This is a genomic window from Variovorax sp. J22P240, assembly GCF_030316855.1.
GTDB lineage: Bacteria > Pseudomonadota > Gammaproteobacteria > Burkholderiales > Burkholderiaceae_C > Variovorax.
Map to the genome: position 1 here is coordinate 128,892 of NZ_JASZYR010000004.1, position 21,346 is coordinate 150,237.

Genomic DNA, 21,346 nt, shown 5'->3' on the forward strand with positions numbered 1-21,346 from the left:
GGGAACAGAATTGGACCGCCATTGTGGCGATAATCGCCCGGTGAAGCACGCCGGACCGCCGCTGGTGCATGTCTCGAAAGAGCGCACTGGAGGAACGTCCGGACTGCACAGGACAGCGCAGGAGCTAACCGCTCTCCACCGTGAGGTGAGGATCAGAGCAACAGAGACGAGTCGGCCGGGGGCAACCCAGGTCGGGTGAAACGGGCAATCTCTGCGCGCAGCAACACCAAGTAGGCCAGCGTCGATGTGGTTCCGCAGAGCTGGCGGGTAGGTGGCACCGAGCCGTTTGGCGACAAACGGCCCAGAGTAATGGCGGTCACGCCGAGGTCTCGCAAGTGGCCTTGGTGCACAGAATCCGGCTTATAGGCGGGCTTCACACTTTTCTTCGCCGTCCCCGAGTGAACTGGGGGTCTCAAGTTTGAGGCTGAACTAGGAAAACCGCTAGGGCAACCTGGCGGCTAGTTTCGAGCACAAGACAACCCCTGAAAGAAACTTCTTCTTGAGCCGAGCGGGGCGGGTCAGTACGAAGCATGACGACATGGACTTATCAGGATTACCTCGATGAGAAGTGCGAAGCAGGCGACGTGGGCGAGGAAAGGCCACCCCCGGAAATTGACGAGGTAATCCCCATCGAGCAATCGCTGACCGACATGCTCTCGATCCACAGCCGACAGGCGTATGTCGAGCTAGGTGGCAAGGACTACCTCAAGCGCAACCCGGCGCTGCTTAACAAGGTCATCCTTCGCCAAGTCGAGGGCCCTGTGCGCCGGGTAGTGACCTACGAGAACCACGCGCAGACGCTAGAGCAAGTCAGGCCGAGTTCCCATGGCTGTCGAAGAGACGGCCCAGCTACCAAGTAGGGCAGACGCCTCATTGAGGACATCGAGACGACCAAGGTAGAGCCAGGCCCAAAGCAGGTTCTAGCCGAGGCCAAGCAGCCCGCCGCCGCCTCGGCGTTCCCGCGATACGCGAGCCCGTTTAAAAGCCCCGATGCGACCGATGAGAAGGGCCCTACGCAGCGTCGAAGCGGCGGCGACGATACCTAGCGAGGCTTCGGGCCGGAAACGCTGCCTAGACGATTCGGCCTCACTTCCTAGTCGCTTTGCCTAGCGACGGCCAGCTAAGTCACTGTCCTGTAAGGACAACCTTAAAGCGACGAGCTTCACGCCGAGCCGCGCAGGCACTCAATGCGCCGATGGGCCGAGCAAATAGCTGGATGCACCGACGGGGCGGGGCCATATCTCGACGTAATCCTCTTGCCAATGGTTGGACCCAATTCGCAGCCAGCCAAGCAATTAGGCCGGCGTGGCGTGGAATCAATGTCGATCGGCGGCTAGGTTGGATGGGGGGAGCATTCACGGCGAGGGGGCCATCCAGCGGCTGGGTCCCCCCGTCAGGTCGAAATGCACTGCATACAGAATATGCAGCGCTACAAGCCTCTATTTCAAGGCGCCACAAATGTCGACTGACTTGCCGCTCGTGCCTAAAATCGTGGTGTGGGTGCCGTCCTGAATGTATGTGACTCGGCCCGCATAAAGCGTGGTCGAGGGACCAGCCGGCTCATCGCTTGGGAACATCACAATGACGTTATGACCCGTGCTTTGCACCGTGAAAGTACCGTCGGCGTTTTTTGATGACTTACTTACGGACCCGTTGGATTTCAATGTGAGAGTCTGCGAATTGGTGAGATTGGTGAACGTCAGTTGGGCGCCTCGGCCAGCCGTTATCAGCATCTCCGAGGTGTCTCTCCTTACCGGAGGAGAATCACCTATGCCCTGAACTCTCAGGGTAAAGCCCGGGCACCCTGCTGGGAGGCCTGCAGACGGATCGGGGAATTCAACAGTGAAGTCGGCAAAAGCGGGGCCTGCTAGACCCAATACGGAAGCGAAGGCAAAAGCAGTGGCTCGCACGGGCCGTGCGTTAAATGCTCTCATGGGAATTCCCTCCGAGTTGGTGGAGCGGTAGTGTCATCCCGAATTTTCAAAATGCGAAGAGAACTTTTGGGTGCTTTTGTAAGGACGGTGAAATTTGAAGTCCTGTGCGCAGATCGCCCAAAGCTGGTGCATCCGGCTCGTCCTTCGTCTATGTTAATTCAACGGCAACTATTATTTACGCAATTCAATTTGCGCTCATTCGGTAAAAAGACTAGACTTTTATCGACGCGAGGCGTATATAGCGCCACTCTCGAATTGGAGTCTAAATGCCTATTCCCAATTGTCTCAATCCCGAAGCAATGGAAACGATGCTCGCTCCAGGATTCAAGACACTTCTTTATGAGGCTGTCCGTACAGGGAAATGCCCTGAGCCCCTAGCTCGCCAACTTATTAAAGATATTGCGCAGTTCAAGCGTGCCGAGAATAGAGGGCGGTACTGGCCGGGGGAATACAACGATGACCGCTCGCTCCCGATCCACGCCATGCCCTTCGCGCCTCGGGACACGCATATCCCGGATCGCCTCCCCGGCACGCCGACCCATACCGTTCTCAAAGCCGCGCCCCGAACGAGCGGCCCTTGTCGCCCACCGAGAGCCGGAACGCCGGCACCTTCTTATCGCAGTACTCACCCGGCGCGGCATCGCGTACCGTCGCCTCGGTCATCTTCATCGTCGTCGTAGCCATCTAGGAAATCCTCTAGAACTGAGTGAAAAGTTGAGAAAACCCGGTACGAATACTTTGAAGCGATTCGTACCGATTTGACCCCGTTCTCACTCGCAGACGACGACTAGCGACAGACCCCGAAAACAGTAAATTTTCGGAAGGCGGGCTTCACACCTTTTTTGCCTCGCCCCCAGGCTTCGCGCACTTCGTTTCGCTTCGCTAACCTCCTGCCGGGCGCGGCGGCCCTTCCGAACAGGTCCGGCCGTTCCGGCGGACCTCTTTCCCCTGTTAAAAGCGTTCGGTGGGGGTCAGGTAGCGCCACTGGTTGGGGAGCAGGCCGGCCAGGGGGACTCGGCCTATGCGGATGCGCTTCATGGCGAGGATCTGGAGGCCGGCGTCGTCGCAGATGTGGGCGATCTGACCGGGGCGGGCGCCTTTGAGCGCGAAGCGCAGGCCGGTGTGGCCTTCGGCTTGCTGGCCGATGCTGACGCGGGCGGAAGAGCGTTCGAGGCGCGCCAGGGTTTCGGGACCGACCGGGCCGGCGACGTCGACCATGACCTCGTGTTCGAGGATGCCGGCGTCTTCCTGCAGCTTGCGCTCGACGCGCCACTCCTGGGTGAAGACGACGAGGCCGCTCGCGCCGGTTTCCAGGGGTGTCATGCAGCGCTGCGCCGCGACGTGGCGCGGCAGGAAGCGCAGGCCGGCGCGTTCGGGTTCGTGATGGTTGGCAGCCACCAGCAGGCGGTGGGCGTTGTCGGTGGGCATGCCGGCGGGCTTGTGAAGCAGCAGGGTGACGGGCACCACGGGCTGCGGCCGTGCGCCGGCTTCGATTTCGACCGACTGTTCGGGGCGCACGCGCGATTGCGGCAGCAGCGTCGGTTCGCCGTCGACGCGCACGGCGCCGTTTTCGATCAGCAGTTCCGCCTCGCGCCGGGAACATCCGGCGAGCGCGGCGACGCGCTTGGCCAGGCGGATGCCTTCGTCGGCTTCGGTCACAGGGGCATCCTCATGGCTGGGTCAATTGCTGGATGCGCTCGATGTGCGCCGCCAGCGAGCGAGCCGCCACGGGCCACATGCGTTCGGGGACGTCGCTGTAGGCGATGGGCAGCCAGTCCTCCGGCGTGCCCTCGGGCAGTTCGCGCATGGCGGCGGCGATCTTGGCTTCGCGCTTCAGGCGGTGCGCCTTCAGGTAGGCGATCGCAGCACGCGCCTCGCCCAGCACGTAGCCGTGGGCGGGCAGGATGAACGCGACGCCGCCCGCGGCGCAGGTGGCGTCCAGCTTGTCGAGCGAATCGAGATAGGCGTTCATGTTGCCGTCCGGCGGATCGACCACGGTCGTGCTGCCGTTGAGCACGTGGTCGCCGGAGAACAGCAGGCCGTCTTCCTCGAGAACCAGGCACAGGTGGTTGGCCGCATGGCCCGGGGTGTGCACCACGCGCAGCGTATGGGTGTGCGCCGCGGCTTCTTCCTTGGCGGCGGACGCCTGCGGGGACAGGACCAGGCGCTCGCCGTCCTTCAGCTCGCGATCGGGCGTGAACCGCGCCGTGGAGCGTGCCGTCGGCGCGGAGGCCAGCCCGAGAATGGGTGGCTGGGTCTTGCACAGCTTTTGCAAGGGCAGGGCGCCGGGCGAATGGTCAGCATGCGAATGGGTGCAGACGATCATGCGGATGTCGCCACGCGTCGTGCGCCACAGGCGGCCGATATGGTCGAAGTCGTTCGGTCCCGGATCGATGACGACGTAGCCGGTGGCGGCGTCCCCAACGATGTAGCTGTTGGTGCCGGGGCCGGTCATCGCGCTCGGGTTGGGCGCCGTCAGGCGCTGCACGTTCTTCAGCAAGGGCACGGAATGTTCGCACTGCCAGTCGAGCGCGTGCACGATCTGGCCGTCGGGGCTGACCATCGCGAGCTCGCCGTAGGGCGAGTCGGTTTCCATGTAGCGCGCTTCCTGTCCTGCGAGCATCCCGGCGCGCGGACAACTGGTCCACAACGGGCCTTCGCCGGCAGGGCGGTTGGCGCAGGCGTCGAGCACGGCGTCGACCGTCTTGTAGGCGGCCAGCCTTTCGAGCGTGCGCAGCGTCGGGTAGATCATGAAGAAGGTGCCAGCCGCGTGGCGCTCCAGCGCATCGGCGGGCCGCACCCAGCAGGGCTCGAACTGCTCGGTCTCGTCGGCCGCCGGCGTCTGGCCTTCAGGCATGCGGGCGACGAGGAAGGGCACGTCGAAGCGCTTGGGCAGGTCGCGGTCGGTGATCCAGTGCGCGAATGTGTAGACCTTGTCGGTCGACAGCAGCAGGCCGCGTTCGACGCACTGGTCGGCGAAGGCCACGGTGGTCGTGGCGGTGCTGCGGTCCATGGCGGCAACTTCCTCGGCGCTCACCGGCCGGCCGTCGGGGTGGTGGGCGAGCAGCACGCCCAGTTCCTCGAAGCTCTCGCGGACGGCGGCGATGGCCTGCGTGAGCTGCACCCGGCTCTGCGTGCGGCGGCGCGTGGCGATGGCGCGCGCGGTCGTGTCGCCTTCATCGATGCGCCCGCCAGGGAACACGTAGGCGCCTGGCGCGAAGCTTGCAGTCGATGAGCGCCGCGTCATCAATACCTCGACGCCTTCCGGCGTATCGCGCAGCAGCAATACGGTCGCGGCGGCACGCACGGGCGCCGGTTCGCGTTGGGGATGAATCAGTTGGGTGGGGCGTACCATGGGTCGCGATTATCGGGAGTGGGGTGAAAAGTCCGCGTGCGGCGACCGTGTGCATAAGCTTCTACACGATCCTTCATGAGCAAAACGCCACAATTCCGGCCTGCTCATCCGTCTCGAAAGACTGTCATGTCCGATTCTCTCTCCAGCCGCGCGCGGCGTCTTGTCGCGCTCTCGGCCATTGCGCTGTGCGGCGCGGCGCCCCTGGCCCTTGCGCAGCCCGATTGGCCCCAGCAGCCTGTCACCATGATCATGGGCTTCCCGGCCGGTTCCGGCGTCGACGTCGTGGCCCGTGCCATCCAGGAGCCGCTGCAGCACAAGCTCGGCCAGCCGGTCATCATCGACTACAAGTCGGGCGCGGCCGGCAACATCGCCAGCGAGTACGTGGCGCGAGCCAGGCCTGATGGCTACACGCTCGCCTTCGGCACCGCGGCCACGCACGGCAGCAATGCGGCGCTCTACAAGAAGCTGCCCTTCGACGTCGAGGCCGACTTCATCCCCGTGGCGCCCGTGCTCGACGTGTCGAACGTGCTCACCATCAACGCCGACGTGATGAACGTGAAGACGCTCAAGGAGTTCGTCGATCTGGTGAAGGCGAATCCCGGAAAGTACAACTACGCGTCCACCGGCAACGGCGCGGGCACGCACATGGCCTTTGCCGAATTCAATTCACGCCTGGGCCTGGACATGGTGCACGTGCCCTACAAGGGCGGTCCCGAGGCCATCACCTCCGTCGTGCGTGGCGAGACCTGCTGCATCATGAACCAGGTGCAGACCGTGCTGCAGCAGTACAAGGCGGGCAAGGTGCGGCTGCTGGGCGTCACCACGGCCCAGCCTGTGGCCGCCATCAAGGAAGTGCCGACCATCGCATCGAGTGGCATCCCGGGTACCAAGGGTTTCGACAGCTCGATCTGGTTCGGCATCTTCGCGCCCAAGGGCACCGACCCGCGCATCGTCGACAAGCTCAACATCGCCATCAAGTCCGTGCTCGAGCAGCCCGAACTCCGCGAGAAGTTCGAAGGCCAGGGCAACACCGTGCGCATCGAGACGCCCGCGCAGTTCAAGCAGACCGTTCACGACAACCGCGTGAAATGGGCCGAGGTCGCCAAGGCCGCCAACATAAGCATCGACTGAGCGAGCAGGGCCGACGGATCAACTCTTGCTGTGCGACTTCTTGTAGTCCTGGATCTTTTCCTTCAACTCGGTGTACTGCTCGCAGGGTAGCCAGCACAGTTTGTCGAGCGCCTTCAGATGCTTCTCCGCGTCCTCGACGCGGCCGACCTGCAGATAGGCCTCGCCCATGTATTCGTGGGCGTCCCGGTGTTTGGGATTGAGCTGCAGCGCTCTTTCGTAGTGCTTGAAGGAGTTGTCCATGTCGCCCGTGTGGCGGTAGGCGAAGCCCAGCAGGTTCCACGCGTCCGCGTTGTTCGGATCGATCTGGATGACCAGCGTCAGGCGCCCGATGGCGTCGGTCCATTGTTCCGACTTGATCGCGGCCTGCCCGGCGACATAGTTGGGATCGAGGTTCTTCACCTCGGTCCCGCCTCCGCCGCCACCGCCCCCGCCGCCTCCACCACCCCCACCACCGCCGCCGCCCGCGGGCCAGGCAGGAAGGCTCAGGAAAACGAGGCACGCCGCCGTCGCCAATGCTCTCTTGCGCATGATGAGTGCTCCAGGTCGTTCCTCCCCGCCCCGCCTCGCGAATCGCTGTTGGCTTTGGCTGCATTCGAATCCTGCGGTGAACAGGTGTCAACACCCGGATGCGACATGTGACAGCGCCGCGCGCGCTCCCTAGAATGAAGCGATGAGGTCCGCCAGAACATGGTTGATGGGACTGGTCCTCCTCGCCCTCGCGGCGGGAGTGGTCCAAGCCCAAGCCGTGCCTCCCGCCGCCTCGACCGGACAACCCGGCCGCGTCGTTCTGATGGATCTCGACGGCGCCATCGGTCCGGCCTCCGTCGACTACGTGCGCCGCGGGCTCAAGCTGGCTGCGGCGGAGAACGCGCGGCTGGCCGTGATCCAGATCGACACGCCCGGCGGGCTGGACGCCTCGATGCGCAGCATCATCAAGCACATCCTTGCCTCGCCGGTACCGGTCGCGACCTACGTCGCGCCGAACGGGGCGCGCGCCGCGAGCGCAGGGACGTACATCCTTTACGCCAGCCACATCGCCGCCATGGCACCGGCCTCCAATCTCGGCGCCGCGACACCGGTCGCCATCGGCATGCCGACACCGGCCACGCCGGCCGGCAAGCCGGAATCCTCCGGCAAGGGGCCGGATGACGCGATGACGGCCAAGCGCCTTGCCGATGCATCCGCCTACATCCGCAGCCTCGCGCAACTGCGCGGGCGCAATGCGGACTGGGGCGAACAGGCGGTGCGCGAATCGGTCAGCCTCTCCGCCCAGGAGGCGCTGCAGAAGAACGTCATCACCCTCATCGCGAAGGATGTGCCCGACCTGCTGAAGCAGGTCAACGGCCGCGAAGTCCGCACCGCCGAAGGCAACATGCGGTTGGCGACACAGAACGCCGAGTTGCTGGTGGTCGAGGCCGACTGGCGCAGCCGGCTGCTGTCGGTCATCACCGAGCCGAGCCTGGCGCTGATCCTGCTGATGCTGGGCGTCTATGGCCTGCTTTTCGAGTTCTCGAATCCGGGCTTCGTGCTGCCCGGCGTGGTGGGCGCCATCTGCCTCATGCTGGCGCTCTTCGGGCTGCAGATGCTGCCGGTCAACTACGCGGGGCTGGGGCTGATCCTGCTGGGCGTGGCCTTCCTCATCGCGGAGGCGTTCCTGCCGACCTTCGGCGTGCTGGGCATCGGCGGTGTCGCGGCGTTTTCGATCGGCGCGCTGCTCCTGATCGACAACGACGTGCCGGGCTTCGGCGTGCCGCTCTGGCTCATCGGATTGCTGGCCGTCGGTTCGGCGCTATTCATCCTCGTGATCGGGGGCGTGGCGGCCAGGACGCGTCGGCGTCCGCCGGCGGTTGGAGTCTCGACATTGGTCGGTGCCACCGGCGAACTGGTGGAGTTCGCGGACGGGGAAGGCTGGGCGCAGATCCAGGGCGACTATTGGAAGGTGCGCGGCGCGGAAGGTTTGCGCCCCGGCCGGCGTATTCGCGTGACCCGCGTGCAGGGCCTGGCCTTGCAGGTGGCCGAGGACATCCAGGAGAGCCCGGCCGGAGCGTGACGCATGTTCATCAACTTCAGCTTCGTGTTCATCGGCTTCATCGTCTTGTTGGGCGCGATGCTCGCAGCGGCGTCGCTGCGCATCCTGCGCGAGTACGAGCGCGGCGTGGTGTTCCAGCTGGGGCGTTTCTGGAAGGTCAAGGGGCCGGGCCTGGTGATCCTGATTCCCGGCATCCAGCAGATGGTGCGCGTCGGCTTGCGCGTGATGGTGCTCGACATTCCGAGCCAGGACCTGATCACCCGCGACAACGTGTCGGTCAAGGTGAACGCGGTGCTGTACTTCCGCGTCATCGACCCCGAGAAGGCCATCATCCAGGTCGAGAAGTATTTCGAGGCCACCAGTCAACTCGCGCAGACCACCTTGCGCGCGGTGCTCGGCAAGCACGAACTCGACGACCTGCTGGCCGAACGGGAGCGGCTCAATCTCGACATCCAGAAGACGCTCGAGGCGCAAACCTTCGTCTGGGGCATCAAGGTGACCAACGTCGAGATCAAGCACGTGGACCTGAACGAAAACATGGTGCGCGCGATCGCGCGCCAGGCCGAGGCCGAGCGCGAGCGGCGCGCCAAGGTGATCCATGCCGAAGGCGAGCTGCAGGCCTCCGAGAAGCTGTCTGAAGCGGCCGAGATCCTGGGACGCCATCCGCAGGCGCTGCAGCTTCGTTACCTCGAAACGCTCACCGTGATCGCGGCCGACAAGAACTCGACCATCGTGTTCCCGTTGCCGGTGGACATCATCGGGCCGTTGCTGCAGGGGATGAACCGCAGGCCTGGAGGCTCTGACGCGTGAGGACGTGACGGGCCGGTTTTCCCACCTCGCGCTCAGCGCACGAACGTGTCCAGGCCCTGCACCAGCCGCTTCGCAAGGCGCGGCTGCTTGAGCTGCTCCAGCCACCAGTCCAGCGCACGGCCCTCATGGTCGCCGCGCCAGGCGACGTAGAGGAGGTTGGGCTCGCGCGGGTCGGCGGTGTTCTTCTCGACCAGTTCGCCGCGCTGCAGCAGCGAAGCGATGCGCTGCCGAGGCAGCCAGCCGACGCCGAGGCCATCGCGCTGCGCCAGGATCTTCGCGTGCATGGTCGGCACGGCCAGCGTCGCCTGGCCGCCGTGGATGCCGTAGGCACTGCCTTCGGTGCCGCGCGATGTGTCCGCGACCACGACGGCGCGGTGGCCGGTGACGAGGTCACGGACCAGCGGCTCTTTTGCCTCGGCGAGCGGATGCCGCGGCGAAACGGCGAACACCCAATCCATGACGCCAAGCTCGAACCAGCGCAGCCCCTGGATGGCAGGCGGCTCGTTGGTGGCCCCGACGACGATGTCGGCGCGGCCGTCCCGCAGCGCCTCCCAGGTGCCTTTGAGGACTTCGTGCGTCACACGCAACGGGACGCCGGACTCCAGCGCATCGAAGGCAGCGATCACCGGGAGCAGCGACTCGAACTCGATGATCTCGTCCGTCACGATCCACAGACGATCCTCCCAGCCACTGGCGACCTGCCGAACACGCTGAGAGAGCCGCGACACATCCAGCGCCAGTCTCGTCGACTCCTGTGCGAGGAGTTGCCCGGCGGGTGTGAGCTGCAAGCGGTAGCGGCGGCGGTCGAACAGCAGTGCGTCGAATCTTTCCTCGAGCTGCCGGGCCGCGTGCGAGATCGTCGAAGGCGCCTTGCCCAGCCGGGCGGCTGCACGGGAGAGGCTGCCGCTTTCCCGAATGGCCTCCAGCAGTGCGAGTTCGTCATCTGACAGCATCTTCGGGTTCCTCGAACGGGTTGGGCGAGATCATGGCATGGTGGGCTCCACATGTTCGAAGCCTTCGCACATGTTCGTCGCGGCAGTGGTACGTCAAAGAGGGCCTGAAAGCGGACCATTCACATCACGGTATATCCACCGCAACCACTGGAGTTCACACCATGAATCGCTTTCAAGACAAGACAGTCCTCGTCACCGGCGGCACGAGCGGCATCGGCCTCGCAGCCGCCAAGGCCTTCGCCGCCGAAGGCGCGCGGGTCATCGTCACCGGGCGCGACGCCGCGGCGCTGGAAAGGACGCAGGCGGAACTCGGCCCTCGTGCCCTGGCCATCCGCAACGATGCGGGCGTGCCGGCATCGGCGAAGGAACTTGCGGCGGCCCTCTCCGGCCATGGCGTGAAGCTCAGCGCCGTCTTCCTCAATGCGGGCGTTGCCCGGTTCGCCGGCCTGGCGGATGTGACCGAAGCCTTCTGGGATGAGACCTTCGACATCAACGTCAAGGGCGTCTTCTTCCAGATCCAGGCGCTGACCCCGCTGCTGGACCAAGGCGCTTCCATCGTGATCAACGGCTCGATCAACGCGCACATCGGCATGCCGAACAGCGCGGTCTACGCCGCGAGCAAGGCGGCGGTCATCTCGCTGGCGAAGACGCTCTCGGCCGAACTGCTGCCGCGGGGCGCGAGGGTCAACGTGGTGAGCCCGGGCCCGGTGCATACGCCGCTCTACGGCAAGCTGGGCCTGGACTCGGCGGCGCTGGAAGCCACCGCGGCGCAGATCCAGGCGCAAATTCCGCTGGGCCGCTTCGGCACGCCGGATGAAATCGCGTCCACCGTGCTGCATCTGTCAGCGACGGAGTCCGCCTTCATCGTCGGCACGGAGATCATCGTGGACGGCGGCATGAGCCAGCTCTGATCCGCGCGGCGGCGGCGCGAGCCCGTGGCAAGATGGTCTCGTCATCGTCACTGCCCGGGCTCTTCGCATGCTCATCAACTGCGTCGTCTACGAGGACGGCACCAAGCTCGCCGACATTCCGGTCTCGAAAATCAGCGATTACCTCTCGCTGCCCGGCTGCTTCGTGTGGGTGGCGCTGCACGATGCGACGCCTGAAGAACTGAACGAGCTTCAGGCCGAGTTCGGCCTGCACCCGTTGGCGGTCGAGGATGCCCAGCATGGCCATCAGCGGCCGAAGGTCGAGGAGTACGAGGATTCGCTCTTCGCCGTCATGCACCTGCTGGAGCCGAGTGACCCGGAGACGGCGAGGCTGGGCATTGGGGAGATCGATGTCTTCGTCGGGCACAACTACGTGGTGTCGGTGCGCAATCGCAGCGAGCACGGCTTCGTCGAAGTGCGCGAGCGCTGCGAGCGGGAACCCGAGTTGCTCAGGCACGGCCCGGGCTTCGTGCTCTACGCGCTGATGGACGCGGTGGTCGACCGCTATTTTCCGGTCATCGATGCCTTCGAAGTCGAGATCGAAACCATCGAACAGCGGATCTTCACCAAGGGTGCGGCGCGCGAGAGCATCAAGCGGCTGTACGACCTGAAGCAGCGCCTCACGGTGCTCAAGCACGCGGTCGCGCCGCTGCTCGAAGGCGCCAGCAGGCTGTACGGCGGTCGGGTGCCGCAGATCTGCCTGGGATCGCAGGACTATTTTCGCGACGTGGTCGACCATCTCGGCCGCATCAACGCCTCCATCGATGCGATCCGGGACACGATCGGCACGGCGATCCAGGTCAACCTCTCGATGGTCACCATCGAGGACGGCGAGGTGACCAAGCGCCTGGCCGCCTGGGCTGCCATCTTCGCGGTGTGCACCGCCTTCGCGGGCATCTGGGGCATGAACTTCAAGAACATGCCTGAGCTGGACTGGCGCTACGGCTACGCCGTCGCGTTGGCGCTCATCGTCGGCTGCTGCGGCTACCTGTACTACCGTTTCAGGCGCGCGGGTTGGGTCTGAGCAGTTGGCGCGCCCTTGGCCTCAGTGCGGCGGTGCAGGCACGAAGACAAGCCGGCCATCCGGAGTGCGCTGGCACATGCCGTCGATGGGCTCGCCACGCCGCCCCGCGATCTGCACGCTGGTGCTCTCCTGCCGTCCTTCGCAAGCCTTCATGAATTCCGGAGGCGGTGGCGGCCGTCCTTCGCGATGGTGGGGCGGTGGTGGCCGTGGCGGCGGAGGGGGCGGCGGCATCACGCAGCCTTGAAGAATGGCGATGAGGGGCAGCAGGCCCCATCCCTGGGTTCGGTTCATCTGCAATCTCCTTGCTGCCGATGGTCGCGGGCAACTTCGGAGGAATGTGGGAGCTTCAACTGCCGGGCTCTTCGAACGCGAAGCCGACGCCGTAGACAGAGCGGACCCAATCGTGCGCCGGCCCGGCCGCGGCCAGTTTGCGGCGCAGGTTCTTGATGTGGCTGTCCACCGCGCGCTCGGTCACGTCGGCGGCGTCCTCGTAGGCGAGGTCCAGCAATTGCGAGCGCGAGAAGATCCGGCCCGCCTGGCGCGACAGCACCTGGAGCAGCCTGAATTCGAGGCGCGTGAGGCTCAGCGGCGCGCCGTCGAGCGTCGCGCGCCAGTGAGCGTCGTCCAGCAGCAGCCGTTTCGGGATCGGTGGCGATGCATCGCCGGCAGGGCTGCGACGAAGCACGGCACGCACGCGCGCCACCACCTCGCGTGGCGAAAAGGGCTTGCATACGTAGTCGTCGGCGCCCAGTTCAAGGCCGAGCAGCCGGTCGACTTCCTCGATGCGGGCGGTGAGCATGATGACGGGATGGGCCGTGTGCTGCCGTGCCTGCTGGAGCACCGCCATGCCATCCAGCCGCGGCAGCATGACGTCGAGCAGCGTGAGATCCGGCGGATTCGCGACCATGCGCTCCAGGGCACTCTCGCCGTCGGCGACGCGCTCGGTGTCGTAGCCCGCGTGCCGCAGGTAGTCCACGAGCACCGAGGCGATGTCGTCCTCGTCCTCGACGACCAGGATGCGGGTCATGACGTTCCCTCCAGCGGCAGCGTCACGGTGATGCGCAATCCGCCGAGCGCTGACGGCGCTGCATCGATCGAACCCCCGTGCGCCTCGATGGTGGCGCGGCAGATCGCCAACCCGAGGCCGGAGCCGCCCAGGGCCCGGTTGCGGGAGCCCTCTGCGCGAAACAGGCGCTCGAACAGGCGGGGCAGTTCGCCGGGCGCGACGCCGGGCGCGCTGTCGTCGAACTGAAGCACCAGCCGCTGCGCGCCCGGGTCGCTGTCGACGTGCGCGCCGATCTGCAGCCGGCCACCGGTGTCCGTGTAGGACAGCGTGTTCTCGATCAGGTTCATGAAAGCCTGGTGCAGACGGCGCGCGTCGCCATGCATCAGCGGCTGGTGATCGGCCGCCAGCGCGTCGAGTGCGCTTGCATCGAGCAGGATCCCGCGTTGCGCGAAGCGTTCGCGCGTGAGCGCCAGCGCCTCTTTCAGGAGCGCAAGTGGAAACATCGGCGCAAAGGGCGGCGATGCCTCGTCCTGCTCGCGCATGCTGCTGCGCAGGTCGTCGACGAGTTGCCCGAGCCGCATCACCTGGCGGTGCAATCGAAGCGCGGTCTTGTCGTCGAAGCGGCGAATGCCGTCCTGCAGCGCCTCGATCTCGGCACGCATCGCGGCCAGCGGCGTGCGCAACTCGTGCGCGACGTCCGCCAGCCAGGCGCGGCGCGAAGCCTCGATGTGATCGAGACGCTCGGCCATGTCGTTGAAGGTGCGGCCCAGCAGGGCAAGTTCGTCCTGGCCATGGACCGGCACGCGCGCATCCAGACGTCCCTGCGCGACGCGCTGCGCACCCTGCGTCAGCGCGTCGATGCGCGCGAACCATCGACGCGCCAGCAGCCACGACAGCAGCAGCGCAATGACCAGGCCCGCCACGCCGGTCCAGATGACGAAGCTCGACTGCCGAGCGACGAAGGCGCGGTCGGCATCGCTCTCCAGCCCCTGCAGCGGCGCGAGGAGAAGGGTGCCGATCAGCCGGTCGCCTTCGCGCAGCGGGAGCCGAGCGGCGATCGAAGGGGCTACCTTGGCGCCGGCCACCCAGGCGTCTTTGGCGTCGACGAGGCCCAGGCGCTGGTAGACGGAATCCGGATTGCCGCCAGGACCGCCCGAGGCATCCGGCGGCGGGGGAGGGGGCGGCATGCGGCGTGAAGGAAGCAGATCGGGTGGCGGGCCGGGCGGAGGCCCACCCGCATCCCGGGGCGGCGGGCGGCCTTGCCACGAAGGCGGCCGCATGTCCCGCATCGGCCCGAAACCGCCCATCTGCACATCGTGCCACGCGCGCGGGTCATTGCGCAGGGTGTCCCAGTTGCCTTTCTCCGTGTGGTGCTTCTTGAGAAGTTCGGCGAGCCAGTCCATGCGGCGGATCTCGATCTCCGCGACGTACGGACCGAGCCCGCGCTGCAAGCCGAGGCGCGAGAAGCCCGCGAAGATCAGCAGCAGCGCCAGCAGCAGCACCGCCAGCGCAAGGAAGATCTTTCGAAACAGCGTCAGGCGAGGCATGGTGGCGGCGGGCGGGCGAGCCGCATTGTGCGGCATGCCTGTGGGCAGAGCCGGTCAGGCCGATATCGCGATGGCGATGTTCGCGCTGTAGCCGCTGGTGGCATCGCCGCTGAAGTTCACCATCTCGAGCGAGGTGCCGTCGCTGAACACGTTGTCTGTCGCGAAGCTGATCGCGTTCAGGTTGGCGACGCTCTGCGAATAGCCGGTGGCACTGTTGTAGATGGCGCGCAGCGTCTCTGTCGGGAAGGCCAACTGCGTCGTCTTGACCTTGCTGCCTGCCGACTTGGCGTTCGACAGGCTCGGATAGATCTCCAGGTGCATGTGCGGCATGCGCCCTGCGTAGCAGCCTGGCACGACGGTGGTGAAACTGACCGTGCCGTTCGCATCCGTCTCCTGCACGCCGCGCAAGTGGTTGTCGCTCAGGCTTTGCGTGGTGTAGACCGAGTAAGTCCCTTCGCGCGTGCAATGCCACAGATAGATGGCATAGCCGGCCAGCGGCGCGCAACTGGTCTTCGTGTTGGTCAGTGTGATGGTGAGCGTCAGGGGCGCGCCGCCGACCTGTGCCGTGCCGCCGACGTTGGTTCGGATGTCCGAGCGGACGATGCCGGAGAGGGCGAGCACGTTGTAGTTGTTGTTGCTGGCGTTCGAGCCGTCGGCGGGGTAGGGACCCGCGGTCTCCTCGGGCACGACCAGGCAGGCGCTGGAGGTCGTGGTCGTGTCGGCGGCGGTGCTCGTGGTCGCCGCCGTCGTGGCCGTGGTGGCCGCGGTGGAGACGCCGCTGGTCATGATCGGCGCCAATGTCGACGTGTCGGTGCCGCCGCCGCCGCATCCGCCCAACGCGAACAGGCCCAGCGAACCGAGCGTGCCCAGCATGTGACGCCTGCCGCCGTCGGTCGGTGGTGAATCCGTTTTCATCTGAGTTTCTCCTGCGCGGAATGCGCCAAGTACGCGATGGGCCGACTGTGCGTGGCGATCTGGGAGAAAACGTGTGCAAAGGCCCTAGAGCCGGACCGGGGCAGCTCTGGCGCCAAGGCCCTGCAGCGGCAGCCGCAAGGTGATGCCCAGGCGTCCCAGTGGCGACGGCGCCGCGTAGATGCGGCCCCGGTGCTCTCCGACGATCTGCGCGCAGAGGGCGACGCTCGCGATCGATTCGCAGTCGCCGCGGGGCCGCGCGCGCTGGGCGGACGCCGCGTCGAAACATCGTGCGAGACGAGGCTCATCGGTGCCCGGCGCGCAGTCCATGAAGTTGACGACGGCTTGCGTGCCGTCGAGCCGGCCCAGCACATGCAGGGTGCTCCCGGCCATCATGGTGCGGCAGGCGAGTTCGACGATGTGCGCAATGACCTCCTGCATGCCGGATCGATCGAGGAGTACGGGAAGTGGGTCGGCGGGGAGCTTCAGCTCCAGCGCCATGCCGGCATCGTGGAGCCGGGCGCGCATGGACTCGGACATCTGGTGCAGCAGCTGCCGGACGTCGGCCTGGTTGCATGCGCGCGGCATGGAGGGAGCCGGTCGGGGGCGCGTCGCCGCGGCGGATCCCGCGCTGCGCTGATTCAAGAGGCGCCAGAATACGGAAAGCAGGATGAAGACGAAGGTGGCAATGGCGATCTGGGCCGTGTTCATGCAAGGCAGAGGTGGTGACGATGCGTCGCATTAGTCCCTGTCTCCGCTCCCGACGCAACAGCTCCCGCGCGCCTCATCGGGCCTTCAATATCTCTCCGCAATCCCGGCGCACGCCATCGCTTCGGCTTTCGGCGGGTGCCTTCGAACGACCTAGAAACCAGGAGTGACGATGTATCAGGAAGAATTCATGAAGCGCGCCATCGCGCTGTCGGCGAAGGCGCTCGATACGCCGGGCACCGAGCCATTCGGCGCCGTGGTCGTGAAAGACGGCACGGTGGTGGGCGAGGGCTTCAATCACTCCGTGGCCCATTTCGATCCCACCTCGCATGGCGAGGTCGAGGCCATTCGCGATGCCTGTCGGAATCTGAGGAGCGTCGATCTGAGCGGTTGCGATCTCTACACATCGTGCGAGCCTTGCGCGTTGTGCGTGGCCGCGATGCGGATCGCGGGCATCGGCAAGCTCTACTACGCTGCTTCGCTTGCGCAGTCCGGCGAGGCGTTTGCGGGTGTGGCCGTGGAGGCTCGTCATCCCATCGATGTGGAGGAACTGCGTGCCGAGGCGGGTGCACCGCTTGCGGAGCGTGCCATGCCTTCGGAGCAGAAACTCGACCGTGCGGCGGTAGCGGTGCTGGAGGCGTGGGCGGCGGGCCGGCGGACGCAGTCATGACAGCCGAGCCCATGAAGGTCCCGGGATCGAACCCGATGAAGATCGCCGTGATGGGCGCCGGTGCGGTGGGCTGCTACTACGGCGGCATGCTGGCGCGGGCAGGCCATGCAGTCACGCTGATCGGAAGGCCTCAGCACGTCGAGGCCGTCCGCCGCGATGGCCTCCTGCTCGACACGCAGAGCTTCAGGACCCATGTGCCGATGCAGGCGAGCACCGATGCCAGCGCGGTGGCGGGCGCGGGGCTCGTGCTCTTTTGCGTCAAGTCCACCGACACCGAGAGTGCCGCGATGGAAATCCGGCCGCATCTGATGCCCGATGCGCTCGTGATCACGCTGCAGAACGGCGTGGACAACGCCGAGCGCCTGCAGGCGCTCGTGCCGCAGGAGGTGGCTGCCGCGGTGGTCTACGTGGCCACCGAAATGGCGGGTCCCGGCCATGTCAAGCATCACGGGCGTGGCGAACTGGTCATTGCCCCGTCGAAGGCCAGCGAGCAGGTCGCGGCGCTGCTGGCGGAAGCCGGCGTGCCGACGCAGATTTCCGACAACGTCATCGGCTCGCTGTGGGCCAAGCTGATCCTCAACTGCGCCTACAACGCCTTGTCCGCCATCTCGCAGCTTCCCTATGGACGTGTCGTGCAGGGCGTGGGCGTGGATGCCGTGATGCGCGATGTGGTGGAGGAATGCCTGGCCGTCGCCCGTGCGGGAGGCGTCACTGTGCCTGGGGACACGTGGCAAGCGGTGGAGCGCATCGCGCAGACCATGCCATCGCAGTTTTCATCCACCGCGCAAGACCTGGCGCGCGGCAAGCGCAGCGAGATCGACCATCTCAACGGCTACGTGATGCGCAAGGGCGATGCCCTGGGTGTGCCGGCGCCCGTCAATCGCACGCTCTACACGCTGGTCAAGCTGATCGAGGACCGTCAGGCGCAAGCCCCAGCGCACTGACCTGCGCCGGGCTGCGGGGATCAGTCGGACGGCTTGTCCGCCACGTACCACCGGGTGGCGATCAGTTCGGGCTCCTCGTGCGCCTGCAGGCGTTCCCAGTGCCGGTCGGCATCCTCCACGAAAAGGTCGCGCGCGATGGCCTGGGCGAGTCGCGTCGCGCCGATGGCCAGGCCGGGGATGTCCCCGGCCAACGCGCCGTGGCTCATCGTCGCGCCCCAATTGAACAGGCGCATGCGCGCCAGTGCGTCGGCCTGCGAGCTGGCCGGGTCCGCGCTGCGCAATTCGAACCCTGCGCCCAGATAGGGAAAGCGCGCAGGCTCCGGGTGATGCTCGGCCTCGGTTGCCGAAACGTGATTCGCCCAGCTATCGATCTGCGCCGTGTAGGGCGCGATCTCCGGCCGGTCGAGCAGGTCCACGTCGAAGCCGGTGCCGAAGATCACCGCATCGAAGCGCTCGCTGCCGCCGTCGGGCAGGGTGACGGTGACGCCGTCCTCATCGGGTGCGACGTCATCCCAGGGCGTGCCCAGCCGCAGTTCGAAGGCGTCGTGTGCGTCGCAGCGGCGCACGGTCTCCCACGGCGGTGGCACCTGCTCGTCGAAGATGTAGGTGTAGACGCGCCACTTGCGCGCGTCGTCCAGCCCCTCGAAACCGCGCAGGAATCCATGGCTCGACGCCGCCTTGCTTTTGTTGATCTGCGGCAATTGCGTGCGGCGCGCGAACAGCGTCACCTTCGCGGCGCCGGCTTCGAGCGCGCAGGCGGCGTTGTCGAAAGCCGAGGCCCCGGCGCCGAGGACGCCGATGCGCCGGCCTTCCCAGGCCGCGAAGTCGATCGGGTCGGCGGAATGGAACACGCGCCCTGCCGCATGCGGGTCGGCACGCCGCAGCGAAGGAAACGCCGGCCAGCGTGGCGCGCCGCTGCCGTCACGGCCCAGCGCGAGCACGAGTTGCCGCGTGCGCACGATCTCGCGCCGGCCTTGGGCGTCCTCCAGCTCGATCAAAAGCACGCGGCCGCCATCGGCGTGCGACACCGACCGCAGCGACACGCCGTTGTCGATCTGCAGGCCGACGGTGTCGCGCACCCACAGCAGGTAGTCGCGCCAATCGACGCGGCCGATCTTGTGCAGCGCCAGCCAGCCCGGCGTGCCTTCGGCGGAGCCTTCGCTGCCTTCGCCGTGCTGGGCTTCGTACCAGGCGCGAAAGCTCAGCGAAGGAACGCCCAGTTCCGGCCCGCCCACGTGCTTGGGGCTGCGCAGGGTCAGCATGCGGGCATAGGTGCCCCACGGACCTTCGTCGCCGCGGGCGGCGCGGTCGATCACCCGGATGTTCGTGACGCCTTCCCGGCGCAGCGCGAAGGCGGCGGTCTGCCCGCACATGCCGGCGCCGGCGACCAGAACGTCGAGCACGGGCGCCTCGGCGGTCGATGATTCGGCCGGCAGCACCCACGCGGGCGGCGGCACGTTGATGCGTTCGAGATCGGCGCGGGCCTGCGTAGCCAGGCGCCCGAGCGCCGCCGCGTCGCGCGGGCTCGCGATGAATTGCAGTGGCACCGGGGGCAGTGCGTCGGGAGAGGAGTCGTCGGAAGCCATTGCCTGAAGATAATCCAGAACATGATCGCACTCGACTGCTACTACAGCCTCTCTTCGCCCTGGGCCTATCTCGGCGGCCCGCATCTGCAAGACATCGTGCGCCGCCACCATGTGCAGCTCACGCTCAAGCCCTACGACTTCCAGGCCGTGGTTCCGCAGACCGGCGGCATTCCGCTCAAGACGCGGCCCGAGCCGCGCCGCACCTACCACGCGCTCGAACTCGCGCGCTGGCGCGATCACCTCGGCATGGCCCTGAACCTCGAACCGGCGCACTACCCGAAAGGTGCGGCCAGCGATCCGAACTGGAACAAGTACCCGGGTTGGATGGTCATTGCGGCGCAGTTGCAGGGGCTCGACGCGCAGCCGCTCTCGCACGCGCTGCTGCGCGCGCTGTGGGCGGAAGAGCGGGATACCTCCGACGCGGCGGTGCGCATTGCCGTCGCCGACGAGAACGGCTACGACGGCGCGGCGCTGCAGGCACTGGAACAGATGCCGGAAACGCTTGCCGTCTATCGCGCGAACAGCGCCGAAGCCGTGGAAAGAGGTGTTTTCGGCGCGCCGACCTACATCCTCGACGGCGAGCGCTTCTGGGGCCAGGACCGGCTGGTGTTCCTCGATCGCGCGCTGGATCGCCTCAGGGCTGCGCGCGGCGCCTAGGTACGGATCCGGCCGTCGCCCGTGATCATCGACAGTTCGACGAACTTCGATGCCACGTGATTGCGCGGCGAGAACGAGACCTCGAAGCCGCCGAACTGTTGCCTGTCGATGCTTTCGAGCCCGGTGATCAGGCCCTCGCGCGTGACCTTGCCAGGTGCGCGCCGCAGACCTTCGACCAGCACCTTCGCGGCCAGGTAGCCCTCGAGGCTCGAGAAATTGGCCTTGGTGTTGCCGCCGGCCTTGCGCAATGTATCGTTGAATTCGCGCGTGATGCCGTTCGCCGCGTTGTAGGGCGAGGGCACGACCTGCGTGACGACCACGCCGGCGCCGTCCTTGCCGAGTTCGTCGGCCAGCGCCTGCGTGCCGACGAAGGACACATTGAAGAACGTGCCACCGTAGCCCGCCTTGCGCGCTTCTCGGATGAAGGCGGCGCACGACTTGTACGCGCTGACCTGGACCACCGCGTCCGGGCGTGCCGCCACGATGCTCTTGACCGCCGCGGAAACGTCGGCCGAGTTCCGCTCGACCGTGGCCAGCGCTGCCGGCTTGAGGTCCATTTGTGACAACGCGAGCGTCACGCCGTCCAGACCGGCCTTGCCGTAGGCATCGTTTTGATAGAAGACCGCGATCTTCTTCAAGCCCAGGTGGGTGAGTTGCTTCACGATCAGCGCGGTCTCATCGTTGTACGAGGCGCGCAGATGGAACACGTTCTTGTGGAAGGGCTCGCGCAAGGCCATGGCGCCGGTAAAGGGCGCGATGAAGGGAATCTTGGCGTTCACCGCGAGCGGCATCGCGGCCAGGCTGGTGGGCGTGCCGATGTAGCCGAACAGTGCGAAGGCGTCGTCGTCGATCAGCTTCTTGGTATTGGCCGCGCAGCGGTCGGGCTCGTAGCCGTCGTCCAGGAACTTGATGGCGACGTCTCTGTGGCCGGGCTGCGCGTTGTACTGGTCCAGGAAGAGCTTGGCGCCTTCGTAGAACTGGATGCCGAGTTGCGCGGCGGGGCCGGTGAACGGTGCCGACTGGCCCAGGATGATCGGCGTTTCGCTCTGCGCGCGCGCCCAATTGGCGCCGGCGAGCGCTGCTGCCCCGGTAGCGATCGAAAAATGCCTGCGATTCAACTTCATGAAAACCCCTCCGCGCGCATTCGCGAC

Annotated in this window: 21 protein-coding genes and 1 other RNA gene; 10 read left to right on the plus strand and 12 right to left on the minus strand. The window is 66.3% G+C overall.

Features of this window, described 5'->3' with window-relative positions:
• The first annotated feature begins 42 nt into the window (after positions 1 to 42).
• Positions 43 to 379, plus strand: an RNA gene (rnpB, locus tag QTI24_RS13135) — RNase P RNA component class A.
• Positions 380 to 530: 151 nt separating this feature from the next.
• Positions 531 to 860, plus strand: coding sequence for a hypothetical protein (locus tag QTI24_RS13140; protein ID WP_286600963.1), 330 nt, complete (start codon positions 531 to 533; stop codon positions 858 to 860).
• A 1,623-nt stretch (positions 861 to 2,483) separates the two neighbouring features.
• Here the strand turns inward: QTI24_RS13140 and QTI24_RS13145 are convergent.
• From QTI24_RS13145 to QTI24_RS13155, 3 genes are all read right to left on the minus strand, one after another.
• A complete protein-coding gene (locus QTI24_RS13145) occupies positions 2,484 to 2,618 on the minus strand; it encodes a hypothetical protein (RefSeq protein WP_286600964.1) in 135 nt (44 codons plus the stop codon).
• A gap of 267 nt (positions 2,619 to 2,885) precedes the next feature.
• Entirely contained in the window at positions 2,886 to 3,593 is a 708-nt protein-coding gene (locus QTI24_RS13150; protein WP_286600967.1) for an RNA pseudouridine synthase, read from the minus strand.
• 10 nt (positions 3,594 to 3,603) lie between these two features.
• Positions 3,604 to 5,289, minus strand: a complete 1,686-nt coding sequence (locus QTI24_RS13155; protein ID WP_286600968.1) for an MBL fold metallo-hydrolase — start codon at positions 5,287 to 5,289, stop codon at positions 3,604 to 3,606.
• Between the two features lie 126 nt (positions 5,290 to 5,415).
• Here QTI24_RS13155 and QTI24_RS13160 point away from each other — a divergent pair, with 126 nt between their 5' ends.
• A complete protein-coding gene (locus QTI24_RS13160) occupies positions 5,416 to 6,420 on the plus strand; it encodes a Bug family tripartite tricarboxylate transporter substrate binding protein (RefSeq protein WP_286600970.1) in 1,005 nt (334 codons plus the stop codon).
• Positions 6,421 to 6,438: 18 nt separating this feature from the next.
• On the opposite strand, the gene QTI24_RS13165 is transcribed toward QTI24_RS13160, so the two are convergent.
• A complete protein-coding gene (locus tag QTI24_RS13165) occupies positions 6,439 to 6,948 on the minus strand; it encodes a tetratricopeptide repeat protein (RefSeq protein WP_286600971.1) in 510 nt (169 codons plus the stop codon).
• Between the two features lie 166 nt (positions 6,949 to 7,114).
• On the opposite strand from QTI24_RS13165, the gene QTI24_RS13170 reads away from it, so the two are divergent.
• Positions 7,115 to 8,470 (plus strand): NfeD family protein, encoded by a 1,356-nt coding sequence (locus QTI24_RS13170; protein WP_286600972.1) that lies wholly within the window; start codon positions 7,115 to 7,117, stop codon positions 8,468 to 8,470.
• Positions 8,471 to 8,473: 3 nt separating this feature from the next.
• A complete protein-coding gene (locus tag QTI24_RS13175; RefSeq protein WP_286600973.1) occupies positions 8,474 to 9,259 on the plus strand; it encodes a slipin family protein in 786 nt (261 codons plus the stop codon).
• Positions 9,260 to 9,291: 32 nt separating this feature from the next.
• Here the strand turns inward: QTI24_RS13175 and QTI24_RS13180 are convergent, their stop codons facing one another.
• On the minus strand, positions 9,292 to 10,212 hold the full coding sequence (locus QTI24_RS13180; RefSeq protein ID WP_286600974.1) for a LysR family transcriptional regulator: 921 nt from the start codon (positions 10,210 to 10,212) through the stop codon (positions 9,292 to 9,294).
• Between the two features lie 161 nt (positions 10,213 to 10,373).
• Between QTI24_RS13180 and QTI24_RS13185 the strand changes: the two genes are divergently transcribed.
• Together QTI24_RS13185 and QTI24_RS13190 are read left to right on the plus strand one after the other, a co-directional pair.
• On the plus strand, positions 10,374 to 11,123 hold the full coding sequence (locus QTI24_RS13185) for an SDR family oxidoreductase (protein WP_286600976.1): 750 nt from the start codon (positions 10,374 to 10,376) through the stop codon (positions 11,121 to 11,123).
• A 67-nt stretch (positions 11,124 to 11,190) separates the two neighbouring features.
• A complete protein-coding gene (locus QTI24_RS13190) occupies positions 11,191 to 12,165 on the plus strand; it encodes a magnesium and cobalt transport protein CorA (RefSeq protein ID WP_286600978.1) in 975 nt (324 codons plus the stop codon).
• Between the two features lie 21 nt (positions 12,166 to 12,186).
• Here QTI24_RS13190 and QTI24_RS13195 read toward each other — a convergent pair whose 3' ends face one another.
• From QTI24_RS13195 to QTI24_RS13215, 5 genes are all read right to left on the minus strand, one after another.
• A complete protein-coding gene (locus QTI24_RS13195) occupies positions 12,187 to 12,456 on the minus strand; it encodes a hypothetical protein (protein ID WP_286600980.1) in 270 nt (89 codons plus the stop codon).
• A gap of 55 nt (positions 12,457 to 12,511) precedes the next feature.
• Complete coding sequence (locus QTI24_RS13200; protein ID WP_286600982.1) at positions 12,512 to 13,192, minus strand: response regulator; 681 nt, start codon at positions 13,190 to 13,192, stop codon at positions 12,512 to 12,514.
• Entirely contained in the window at positions 13,189 to 14,718 is a 1,530-nt protein-coding gene (locus QTI24_RS13205; protein ID WP_286600983.1) for an ATP-binding protein, read from the minus strand. Before QTI24_RS13205 ends, QTI24_RS13200 begins: the two co-directional genes overlap by 4 nt.
• A 54-nt stretch (positions 14,719 to 14,772) precedes the next feature.
• Positions 14,773 to 15,633 carry a dioxygenase family protein gene (locus QTI24_RS13210; protein WP_286600984.1) on the minus strand — a complete coding sequence of 287 codons (861 nt, stop codon included), beginning with the start codon at positions 15,631 to 15,633 and terminating at the stop codon, positions 14,773 to 14,775.
• Between the two features lie 84 nt (positions 15,634 to 15,717).
• A complete protein-coding gene (locus QTI24_RS13215; protein WP_286600987.1) occupies positions 15,718 to 16,341 on the minus strand; it encodes a sensor histidine kinase in 624 nt (207 codons plus the stop codon).
• 169 nt (positions 16,342 to 16,510) lie between these two features.
• Here QTI24_RS13215 and QTI24_RS13220 point away from each other — a divergent pair, with 169 nt between their 5' ends.
• Both QTI24_RS13220 and QTI24_RS13225 read left to right on the plus strand, forming a co-directional pair.
• Positions 16,511 to 17,008, plus strand: a complete 498-nt coding sequence (locus tag QTI24_RS13220) for a nucleoside deaminase (RefSeq protein ID WP_286600989.1) — start codon at positions 16,511 to 16,513, stop codon at positions 17,006 to 17,008.
• 35 nt (positions 17,009 to 17,043) lie between these two features.
• A complete protein-coding gene (locus tag QTI24_RS13225) occupies positions 17,044 to 17,952 on the plus strand; it encodes a ketopantoate reductase family protein (protein WP_286601392.1) in 909 nt (302 codons plus the stop codon).
• Between the two features lie 20 nt (positions 17,953 to 17,972).
• Here the strand turns inward: QTI24_RS13225 and QTI24_RS13230 are convergent, their stop codons facing one another.
• Complete coding sequence (locus QTI24_RS13230) at positions 17,973 to 19,538, minus strand: FAD-dependent oxidoreductase (protein WP_286600991.1); 1,566 nt, start codon at positions 19,536 to 19,538, stop codon at positions 17,973 to 17,975.
• A 21-nt stretch (positions 19,539 to 19,559) separates the two neighbouring features.
• On the opposite strand from QTI24_RS13230, the gene QTI24_RS13235 reads away from it, so the two are divergent.
• Entirely contained in the window at positions 19,560 to 20,195 is a 636-nt protein-coding gene (locus QTI24_RS13235) for a 2-hydroxychromene-2-carboxylate isomerase (RefSeq protein ID WP_286600992.1), read from the plus strand.
• Here QTI24_RS13235 and QTI24_RS13240 read toward each other — a convergent pair.
• Entirely contained in the window at positions 20,192 to 21,319 is a 1,128-nt protein-coding gene (locus QTI24_RS13240) for an ABC transporter substrate-binding protein (RefSeq protein WP_286600993.1), read from the minus strand. The genes QTI24_RS13235 and QTI24_RS13240 overlap by 4 nt on opposite strands.
• Positions 21,320 to 21,346: the final 27 nt, after the last annotated feature.

Bases quoted from the DNA above. Each gene is read 5' to 3' on its own strand.
- QTI24_RS13230 (WP_286600991.1), bottom strand. From the start codon at position 19,538: ATGGCTTCCGACGACTCCTCTCCCGACGCACTGCCCCCGGTGCCACTG.
- QTI24_RS13145 (WP_286600964.1), bottom strand. From the start codon at position 2,618: ATGGCTACGACGACGATGAAGATGACCGAGGCGACGGTACGCGATGCC.
- QTI24_RS13160 (WP_286600970.1), top strand. From the start codon at position 5,416: ATGTCCGATTCTCTCTCCAGCCGCGCGCGGCGTCTTGTCGCGCTCTCG.
- QTI24_RS13165 (WP_286600971.1), bottom strand. From the start codon at position 6,948: ATGCGCAAGAGAGCATTGGCGACGGCGGCGTGCCTCGTTTTCCTGAGC.
- QTI24_RS13190 (WP_286600978.1), top strand. From the start codon at position 11,191: ATGCTCATCAACTGCGTCGTCTACGAGGACGGCACCAAGCTCGCCGAC.
- QTI24_RS13175 (WP_286600973.1), top strand. From the start codon at position 8,474: ATGTTCATCAACTTCAGCTTCGTGTTCATCGGCTTCATCGTCTTGTTG.
- QTI24_RS13220 (WP_286600989.1), top strand. From the start codon at position 16,511: ATGTATCAGGAAGAATTCATGAAGCGCGCCATCGCGCTGTCGGCGAAG.
- QTI24_RS13210 (WP_286600984.1), bottom strand. From the start codon at position 15,633: ATGAAAACGGATTCACCACCGACCGACGGCGGCAGGCGTCACATGCTG.
- QTI24_RS13215 (WP_286600987.1), bottom strand. From the start codon at position 16,341: ATGAACACGGCCCAGATCGCCATTGCCACCTTCGTCTTCATCCTGCTT.
- QTI24_RS13155 (WP_286600968.1), bottom strand. From the start codon at position 5,289: ATGGTACGCCCCACCCAACTGATTCATCCCCAACGCGAACCGGCGCCC.
- QTI24_RS13170 (WP_286600972.1), top strand. From the start codon at position 7,115: ATGGGACTGGTCCTCCTCGCCCTCGCGGCGGGAGTGGTCCAAGCCCAA.
- QTI24_RS13205 (WP_286600983.1), bottom strand. From the start codon at position 14,718: ATGCCTCGCCTGACGCTGTTTCGAAAGATCTTCCTTGCGCTGGCGGTG.
- QTI24_RS13225 (WP_286601392.1), top strand. From the start codon at position 17,044: ATGAAGATCGCCGTGATGGGCGCCGGTGCGGTGGGCTGCTACTACGGC.
- QTI24_RS13180 (WP_286600974.1), bottom strand. From the start codon at position 10,212: ATGCTGTCAGATGACGAACTCGCACTGCTGGAGGCCATTCGGGAAAGC.
- QTI24_RS13240 (WP_286600993.1), bottom strand. From the start codon at position 21,319: ATGAAGTTGAATCGCAGGCATTTTTCGATCGCTACCGGGGCAGCAGCG.
- QTI24_RS13200 (WP_286600982.1), bottom strand. From the start codon at position 13,192: ATGACCCGCATCCTGGTCGTCGAGGACGAGGACGACATCGCCTCGGTG.
- QTI24_RS13140 (WP_286600963.1), top strand. From the start codon at position 531: ATGACGACATGGACTTATCAGGATTACCTCGATGAGAAGTGCGAAGCA.
- QTI24_RS13195 (WP_286600980.1), bottom strand. From the start codon at position 12,456: ATGAACCGAACCCAGGGATGGGGCCTGCTGCCCCTCATCGCCATTCTT.
- QTI24_RS13235 (WP_286600992.1), top strand. From the start codon at position 19,560: ATGATCGCACTCGACTGCTACTACAGCCTCTCTTCGCCCTGGGCCTAT.
- QTI24_RS13185 (WP_286600976.1), top strand. From the start codon at position 10,374: ATGAATCGCTTTCAAGACAAGACAGTCCTCGTCACCGGCGGCACGAGC.